Here is a 6480-nt window from a genome sequence, read left to right on the forward strand (position 1 = left end):
AGCCTAGGCTAACAATCGTGCAGCAGCTAAAGCAGTGGTGCGATCTCCTGCTCCCAGCGCTTCATCCAGGCGTCCGTCTGCGTGGAAAGATAAGCCCAATCCGGAATATAGACATATTTTTCCATCTCCTCGTTGTTGAACGAGATGGGCTTGATTTCATCCACCACCTTTGACTTGACGTTTACGGGAACCGCGCGGACAGCCTGGTTGAACTCCGTGTTCGTTTCCGGGCCGATTGCAAAGTTTGCGAACTTGAATGCCGCGTCGGTATGTCCGCCCCGCAGAACGCACCATCCCTCGTGGTAAACGAACGTCCGGAATCCTGATCCTTTATCCATTTTGCTCAAGTAGCGGATTCTAAAATCGCGTCCCCGCTCAATGGGGCCGGCGCCACCTTGCATGGTGATACAAGTCTCTCCCGACGTGATCGAATTGGTGATGTCACTGTCCGCGTTTGCGACGCGCCCAATGTTTCCGCTCTGCGCGAGTTTCTTCATGAACTCCCAAGCCGGCTCCATATTTCTTTCGTCACCGCCGTTGTGCAGGGCCAGCGTCAGCATCTGGAGGTTGGAGCCCAGTGAGGGAACGGGGAAACAAATCTTCCCTTTCAATCGGGGGTCCAAGAGATCGCCGATCTTGGCGATCTGGAATGGGGCCTTGTCTTCCCGATAGAACCAGATCATCGCCGTGATGGTGCGGGGAATGTTTACAATATTTCCCGCGCTGTCTTTGACCAGCAGCTTTTGCGGAATGTCTGCTAAGTTAGGAACTTTTTCCGGTGTTACGGGCTCTGCCCAGCCCTCACGGGCAATTATTTGCCACGATGGATCCCATCCGGTCAAAAGGTCTATACCGGGGTTTGGCCATTTTGCTTTGATCTTCGGGAGGATGGCCGTGGCGCCACCAGCATGCAATTGCCAGTTGATTTTGACGTCAGACTGCTTGGCTGCAAGCTTCTTCATTTCATTGCCGTAGTTGCCACCCCATTCGACGGCAGTAATTGTCTCTTCGGCCCGAGCCCCCGTAACACCCGCTAAGGAGATGCCAGCAGCAAGAGCGGCAGTCGAGGCAGCGCCTTTCAAGAATTCGCGGCGTGATCTGGACATCTTCGTTCTCCCTTGTGAAGGTGCATGTCTGATTGTTCGAGAGCATGCACCCCCTCATGGAGGGAATTTCTCTGGAGTGAGCCCCAGCATAGCCGAAATTCGGCTCTAATTCCGCAAAATTCGAAGTTTTTATGTCATGAATAGGTGACATTGGGGGGCGAGATCCGCTAGGCCCGAAGCCTTCGAACAGAACCAGAGCGCGAGTCCGAGGCTGCTAAAAGCCAAGGTGCTGTTTGGCCCGGCGGCCGGCAAATCCCAACCAGTGTCGAGATCGTGAAGCCCTGAGCAGTTTGACGATCCGAGACTGAACCTCGGGTGATACTCTGACAGCGGACCCTACCCTCTTGCAAGACGCATGAGAGGTCGGGCCAGCATTTGCGCCTTGATTTGGGCGTGGAGAAATCTTTGTGAAATGACCCATCTCGTGCAGGAATTCGTACCCACGACGCGGAAATGGGGCTTAAACATGTATGCGACGCAAGTATCCTAACTCGTCTTCCAAGAAAGGAGACGGAGGAGAGCGCAAGCAAGTGCTGCTTTGTCCCCAAAGAACAGCCTTGTGTGCGGCTCGCGAAGCCGGCCCGCGCGGGGTGCGCATCTCCTCACAATTTGCGCGATAGAGGCGCTTGGCCGAACTGAAGCAAGCGGCAGAGGATATTGCGCAGAACCGAAATTCAGTGATCTGCCGTCACAACTGAAGAACGCAATGCCCAACAAAAGGAGTAAAACTCATGGCAATGCCAAAAGCGCCGCAGGCGTTCCCGCGAACCGAATATCTACGAAGAATCGCCGCCGTTAAAGCGGAAATGGAAAAGCGCGAGATCGACGTGCTGATGGTCACAAGTCCGGCCAGCATCACGTATCTCTCCGGCTACACCAGCAAATCCGGATACGTGCCGCAAGGCCTGATCCTTTCGCTAAAGGAAGAAGAGCCGACCTTTTTCACGCGGCGCATGGATGCACCGGCGGCGATGCATCAAATGTTCTTCGATAGCAGCCGCGTCATCGGTTATGCCGAAGATCTCATCGCCAATCCCGACTTGGACGGTTTCGATTCGATCATCGACTTCCTGCATGACAAGGGCCTTGCTAGCGGGGGAGTCGGGCTTGAGACAAAGGCCATCTCGGCCCAAACAGCCGAAAAATTCAAGGTCAGAATTTCGAAAGGGAGGATTGTCGATTTCGCTAATGGAGTCCACTGGATCCGGGGAATTAAATCCGATCTCGAAATCGCCGTCATGCGGGAGGCCGCAGCGAACGCCGATGCTGGCATGACGAGAGCGACAGAAGTTATCCGTCCGGGCGTCAGAGAGGCAGACGCGGCCGCTGAGATCATCGGGGCACTGGTGCACGGCGTTGATGGCAAGCCAAGCACGGACCTTGCGGGCTTCTTCCTGTGCGCCTCGCCGCGTTCGGCCACGGCCCATATTCGTTGGACCGAGGATGCTTTCCGACAAGGATCGCAAATCAATCTGGAATTTGCCGGAGTGCGTCATGGCTACACGTCGGCGCTGATGCGAACCATGTCAATTGGTAAGCCTTCAGACCGCTTGCGCCGCGTCCATGAAGCTGAGGTGGCAGGTCTAGAGGCCGCACTCGCTGCTGTCAAACCGGGGGCCATCTGCGGCGATGTCGCCACCGCATTCAACGCGGCCATGAAAAAGCACGGCGTGCAAAAGGAATCACGGTGCGGTTACGCCATCGGAATCGACTGGACAGAACCGACGGCCAGCCTCAAGGAAGGCGACCGCACAGTCTTAAAGCCGAATATGACTTTTCATCTGATGCTCGGGAATTGGATCGACGAAGACTTCGGTTACGTCATTAGCGAGACGTTCCGGGTCACCAACACTGGCGCCGAGGCGTTCTCAAAGCTGCCGCGGGTCATTTTCGAGATCTGAGTTTGGAGACCGAGGCCCTGACGCGATGCGGACCTGCAGGGACTTTGTAGGTTCGTTTTCGCAGCATAGTGGGCTGCCAATGTTAGGCCGGTATTCTATGACGTTGCCCCCAAGTTTTATCCAGTCCTGAGTTCGCCCCGGCTGTTGGATTTACCCGAATGGGCGGTGGTAGCGACGGGAGCTGGTGCGGAGCCATCGGCATAGCGCAGCTCCAGATCCCGTCGCGGGTTGCAGGTGAAGGCAAACTCCGATGGTGTTTTCCATCCGAGTTGCGAGTGAGGTCGCGTATCGTTGTAGTCGGCCCGCCAATGTCCGAGTTCGACCCGGGCCTGGGCCAGCGACGTGAACAGCGTCTCGTTCAACAATTCGTCTCGGAGACGGCCATTGAAGCTTTCGATGAAGGCATTCTGCGTCGGCTTGCCGGGCGCGATGTAATGCCAGGCGACGCGGCTCTGATCGGCCCATGTCAGGATGGCGTTGCTGGTCAATTCGGTGCCGTTGTCGCTGACCACCATTTTGGGCTTGCCGCGCTCGATGATCAGCCGGTCCAGCTCCCGCGCCACCCGGGAGCCCGACAGCGAGGTGTCGGCCACCAACGCTAGGCATTCGCGCGTGCACTCGTCGACCACGGTCAGGATGCGGAAGCGGCGGCCATCGGTGAGCTGGTCGGAGACGAAGTCGAGCGACCAGCGGTCATTCGGCGCTATAGGCACCACCATCGGCGCCCTGGTCCCGAGCGCCCGCTTGCGGCCACCACGGCGACGGACCGCGAGCCTCTCTTCCTGGTAGAGCCGGAACAGTTTCTTGTGGTTGACCAGATAGCCCTCCCGCCTGAGCAGAACATGCAGGCGCCGATAGCCGAAGCGACGGCGCACCTCGGCAATCGCTCTCATGCGTTGGCGTAGGGCCGCGTCGTCCGCCCGGGTCGTCCGATATCTGATGGTCATGCGGCAACAGCCGATGGCTTTACACGCCCGCCGTTCGCTCATCCCGTGGGCGTCCACGAGATGGGCGACAGCTTTCCGCTTCCCCGCGGGCGTCACCACTAATGGGATGACCCGCCCCGTCCTCTCAGTCAGACTGAGTTGGCTTTTGAAAGGAGGAAGCAATGAGGACACGGAACAAGCCCAGGCCGGCAACGGTGTTTGGGATCGACATTGGCAAGAACCTTTTCCACGTCGTTGGGCTCGACGCCGCCGGAATGCCGATCCAGAAGGCGACCTTTCGGCGCGATACGCTCTTGCAGTTCTTCGAACGTGCAGGGCCGGCTTTGGTGGGGATGGAGGCCTGCTCCGGCTCGCAATGGTTGGCCCGCAAGATCGCCGCCATGGGGCACACCGTTCGCATTATCCAGCTCAATTCGTGAAGCCATATGTGAAGTCCAACAAAAATGACATCATCGATGCCGCGGCGATCGCCGAAGCCGTGACGAGACCAACGATGCGCTTCGTCGAGCTAAGGTCGCCTGAGCACATTGACCTGCAAGCGCTGCATCGTGTTCGCGATCGGATGATGTCGCAACGGACGTGCCTCATCAATCAGATGCGCGCTTTTTGCCTGGAATATGGGATCGCTATTCACCAGGGCGCCGGCAAGTTCAAGGCTGATCTGCCGAGGGTTTTGGCCGATCAGTCGAATGATCTAACCTCGGCGATGCGTCGCATTCTTGCATCTACATTCGACGAGCTGCGGCAGCTGGAGCTGCGGATTGCCGAGGTCAACCGCGAGATTGAGGCAATTGCCTCTCAAAGCGATACCGCACGTCGATTGATGACCATCCCGGGCATTGGTCCGCTGGCCGCGACGGCGCTTTTGGCAGCAGCTGGATCTGCCCGCCAGTTCAAAAAGGCCCGCGATATGGCAGCTTGGCTAGGTCTTGTCCCGAGAGAATATTCTACGGGAGGCAAAACGAAGCTGCTGGGGATAAGCAAGCGCGGCAATCGATATCTGCGCCGGATGATCATCCATGGCGCCCGTTCCTGCGTGACTCATCTTGATCGCTCGCGATACCGCCTTGGCGCGTGGCTTGATGGACTTCAGGCACGCATGCACACTAACAAGGTCACCGTCGCCTTGGCGGCCAAGATTGCGCGGATCGCATGGGTGGTGATGACCAAGCCCGGCGCAAGCTACGAACGGCGGGATCCGGCCTTTAGCTGATCCGTTTGTTCCAGACTGCGAGGTTCGTGAAGGTGATGACGAAACAGTCGATCGGCGCGCCGTAAACTCTGTGCAAAAAAGCGGGCTTCGAGCCCGAACCATTTATCTGGGAACGGCACGCGCGGATCTCATCATGGCCTGACCGCAACAGCGGCCCACTTGCAAGAGGCCGGATACATTTGTGCAGACTGCATCGTCCTCATTAAACGACCTTGCACGGGCGGGGCGGGTCATACATTCTTTCCCAGGAGGTCCTTTAACGCCGCATTGTCCAGCATGGCGTCGGCCAAAAGCCGCTTCAGCCGCGTGTTCTCATCCTCCAGCGTCCTCAGCCGCTTGGCCTCCGAGACCTCCATCCCGCCAAACTTGGCTTTCCATTTGTAGATGTGGCATCGCTGACGCCGTGCTTCCGGCACAGATCGACAACCGACACGCCAGCCTCGTGCTCCTTCAAAATCCCGATGATCTGCTCTTCCGTAAAGCGGCTGCGCTTCATGCTCTGGTCCTCATATGGGCCAGAGCGAACTTCAATCTGGATTAAGTCCAGGGGGCAAGGTCATCTAGAGGCGGTTGTGTCGAATTATTGGTTGTTAGTGAGGAGGATCATTGCCCATTCCCGAAGCGTTAGAAGGTCGATTTGTTCTTCATAACACCTCTTTGGCAATTTCTACGTGAGTGGCCGCAATCCCGCGATCGATCCCTTTAGCTTGGCTCTTGCAATCGGGGCTCTCAGCCGCGAGCCAGTTGCGGAACGCTGGAGGCAGTAGAAAGGGGCGACTACCGAAAGCTCCCGGATGGCACGAAAGCTGTTCATCTTAAGCACGTCGACTGTCCAGCGAAACGAATACCTTGAGAGGCTTTGTCCCGGGCCATCCTACCTTCGAGCCCGTTACGCGCTTGCGAGTTTAAGACCGGATGCGCGGTACAATGCAGTCAGTACGCAGGCTAGCGGGGCTTCCCCTTTTTGGCGAAGAACTCCTGCGTAAAACCAAGAAATTCAGCTGGATGCATGGGCCTCCGAGCGAGAAGATTGCCGATTATCGTTTTCCTGCGAGTGTTAGGGTTCAGACTCAATTGATCCAATAAGCGACGAGAGCGGCGAGGTGGACGGCGGCCAAGAAGTTTCTGGCAAGTTTGTCGTAGCGAGTAGCAACACGCCTGAAATCCTTGAGCCGGCAGAAACAGCGCTCGATAACATTGCGCCCTTTATAGAGGCGCTTGCTGAAGCTGTGGAGGGTTACCCGGTTGGATTTGTTTGGAATGACGGGTTTCGCGCCGCGATTGACGATTTCGGCGCGAAAGCCGTCGCCATC

At 57.3% G+C, this 6480-nt stretch carries 3 protein-coding genes and 3 pseudogenes; 2 read left to right on the plus strand and 4 right to left on the minus strand.

The genetic code is table 11. The features are described from left to right. Positions 1 to 26: 26 nt before the first annotated feature. A complete protein-coding gene (locus IVB50_RS16535) occupies positions 27 to 1106 on the minus strand; it encodes an extracellular solute-binding protein (RefSeq protein WP_247296557.1) in 1080 nt (359 codons plus the stop codon). Positions 1107 to 1837: 731 nt separating this feature from the next. Between IVB50_RS16535 and IVB50_RS16540 the strand changes: the two genes are divergently transcribed. Next, the gene (locus IVB50_RS16540) at positions 1838 to 3007 is read left to right on the plus strand and encodes a Xaa-Pro peptidase family protein (RefSeq protein ID WP_247296558.1); all 1170 of its coding nucleotides are present in this window, start codon (positions 1838 to 1840) and stop codon (positions 3005 to 3007) included. A 116-nt stretch (positions 3008 to 3123) separates the two neighbouring features. Here the strand turns inward: IVB50_RS16540 and IVB50_RS16545 are convergent. Next, positions 3124 to 4053, minus strand: a pseudogene (locus tag IVB50_RS16545) (IS3 family transposase); the annotation flags it as partial. A gap of 62 nt (positions 4054 to 4115) precedes the next feature. Between IVB50_RS16545 and IVB50_RS16550 the strand changes: the two are divergent. After that, positions 4116 to 5167, plus strand: a pseudogene (locus IVB50_RS16550) (IS110 family transposase). 239 nt (positions 5168 to 5406) lie between these two features. On the opposite strand, the pseudogene IVB50_RS16555 reads toward IVB50_RS16550, so the two are convergent. Both IVB50_RS16555 and IVB50_RS16560 read right to left on the minus strand, forming a co-directional pair. Beyond that, positions 5407 to 5663 (minus strand): annotated as a pseudogene (locus tag IVB50_RS16555) (transposase); the annotation flags it as partial. A gap of 574 nt (positions 5664 to 6237) precedes the next feature. After that, positions 6238 to 6480, minus strand: a 243-nt coding sequence (locus IVB50_RS16560) for a transposase (RefSeq protein WP_247296352.1), incomplete at its 5' end; no start/stop codon positions are given.

Source organism: Bradyrhizobium sp. 87 (genome assembly GCF_023073015.1).
GTDB lineage: Bacteria > Pseudomonadota > Alphaproteobacteria > Rhizobiales > Xanthobacteraceae > Bradyrhizobium > Bradyrhizobium canariense_D.

Excerpts from the sequence above, each read along its gene's own strand:
- IVB50_RS16535 (WP_247296557.1), bottom strand. The coding sequence starts at position 1,106 with ATGTCCAGATCACGCCGCGAATTCTTGAAAGGCGCTGCCTCGACTGCC.
- IVB50_RS16540 (WP_247296558.1), top strand. The coding sequence starts at position 1,838 with ATGGCAATGCCAAAAGCGCCGCAGGCGTTCCCGCGAACCGAATATCTA.